The following is a 1,458-nucleotide window of genomic DNA, read 5'->3' on the forward strand; positions in this document are numbered from 1 at the left end:
AGTATTATCAACAGCCGTTAGGCGGAGTCAGTATTGCTGATTTTAAAACAGATATGAGCCAAGGCTTCAGCCAATTAGCAGGACAAGGTCGCTCGGTTAATGCCGGTATCAGCTACGCATTTTAATAAATAGAAAATTAGTTAAGTTTTTTAAAGGCCAAATAATTTGGCCTTTTTCGTACCTAAAAAACATTGTTAATGTTATTTTTAAAACATACTATTAGCTTATTTAAAATAATGAATAGTTAAAGGATCTAAGCTATGAAGTTTTACCCTCTTTTATTTGTGTTAATAAGTATATTTAGCATCCCCGGGTTTGCCGCTAGCACTTCGGAGCAAGAATTTACACGTCAGTATACTGAACGTGCGAAATTGGCACTCAAGCAAGCAACCTTCAATCATGTAGATAATCTTGTCATTGAAATTGAGTTTAAAAATGGTTTAAAAGTAACGAGTTATTTAGCAAATAGCTATGCACGTTATATTTCAGGGCAAGCAAGTATGGATGAAGCGTTAACAGACTTTATCGCCAGTCAAGTTGAATATCAAAATTTAGATGAATCAGATGTACTTAATATTAGCCAGTTACGCCCAGTGATAAAATCACAAAGTTATTTAGATGGAGTGAAAAGTCAGCTAGCAGCTGCGGGAGTGAACGAAATACAGCTGCCTTATTATGAAAAGTTAACAGGTGAGCTATTGGTGTTTTATGCAATAGATTCACCTGATAGTTTACGCTTTCTTACTCAACAAGACTTTCAAAGCTTAGCGATATCAAGTCGTAACTTAAGAAGTAAAGCAATCGCTAACTTAGATAAATATTTAAATACCATTAATGCCAAAATAGAAAAATTAGACATCGGAGAGCATGGTGATGTTTATATGTTAGTTGCTGATGAAAATTATGAAGCAACAGCTATTCTTACGCCATCATTCAAAAAGTTACTTAAACAAAAAATTCCTGGTGAGGTTGTTATTGGTATACCTAGTCGCAATATTTTACTTATCGCCAGTAAAAGTGATAATAAGGCAGTAATGTCTGTAGCAGGAATCACTTACAGTCAATTCCCTGAGCTTGCTTATGCAATATCACCCAATATCTATACACTCAAAGACGATAGCTGGCAGCAAATTGACCTTTAGAGGCTTACGAGAGAAGCGTGTTCACTTTCACGCTTCATCAGTTGTCCCTCAACAAGTAAAGCCAATCTTTCACGTTCAGCTTTAGAAGCGTAAGCAGGCTTATTACTTTTGTGTAATTTAGTATTAGCGCGCTTATCTTTTTGATTAAATTTAGTAACGAGCTTTTTTCTGCGGTTAATGGTTTATCTTCACGCGCTTACTAGCACCCATGGCGAGCGTGATGACAGTGATGAGCCGTTATATCAAATAATGCCACTGCACAGCAAAATAGCCCTTGAGCAACAACTCGGTAAATGGCAAAACTCATTAAGCTGGC

Annotated in this window: 2 protein-coding genes; one reads left to right on the forward strand and one right to left on the reverse strand. The window is 36.3% G+C overall.

The window, feature by feature from the left end; all coding sequences use genetic code 11:
* Positions 1-260 precede the first annotated feature (260 nt).
* Positions 261-1,142, forward strand: coding sequence for a DUF1444 family protein (locus H5182_RS21930; RefSeq protein ID WP_182760651.1), 882 nt, complete (start codon positions 261-263; stop codon positions 1,140-1,142).
* On the opposite strand, the gene H5182_RS21935 is transcribed toward H5182_RS21930, so the two are convergent.
* A complete protein-coding gene (locus H5182_RS21935; RefSeq protein WP_145237760.1) occupies positions 1,139-1,321 on the reverse strand; it encodes a DUF2986 domain-containing protein in 183 nt (60 codons plus the stop codon). The two genes, H5182_RS21930 and H5182_RS21935, sit on opposite strands and share 4 nt — an antisense overlap.
* Positions 1,322-1,458: the final 137 nt, after the last annotated feature.

This window comes from Pseudoalteromonas sp. SG44-17 (assembly GCF_014164235.1).
Taxonomy (GTDB): Bacteria; Pseudomonadota; Gammaproteobacteria; order Enterobacterales; family Alteromonadaceae; genus Pseudoalteromonas; species Pseudoalteromonas rhizosphaerae.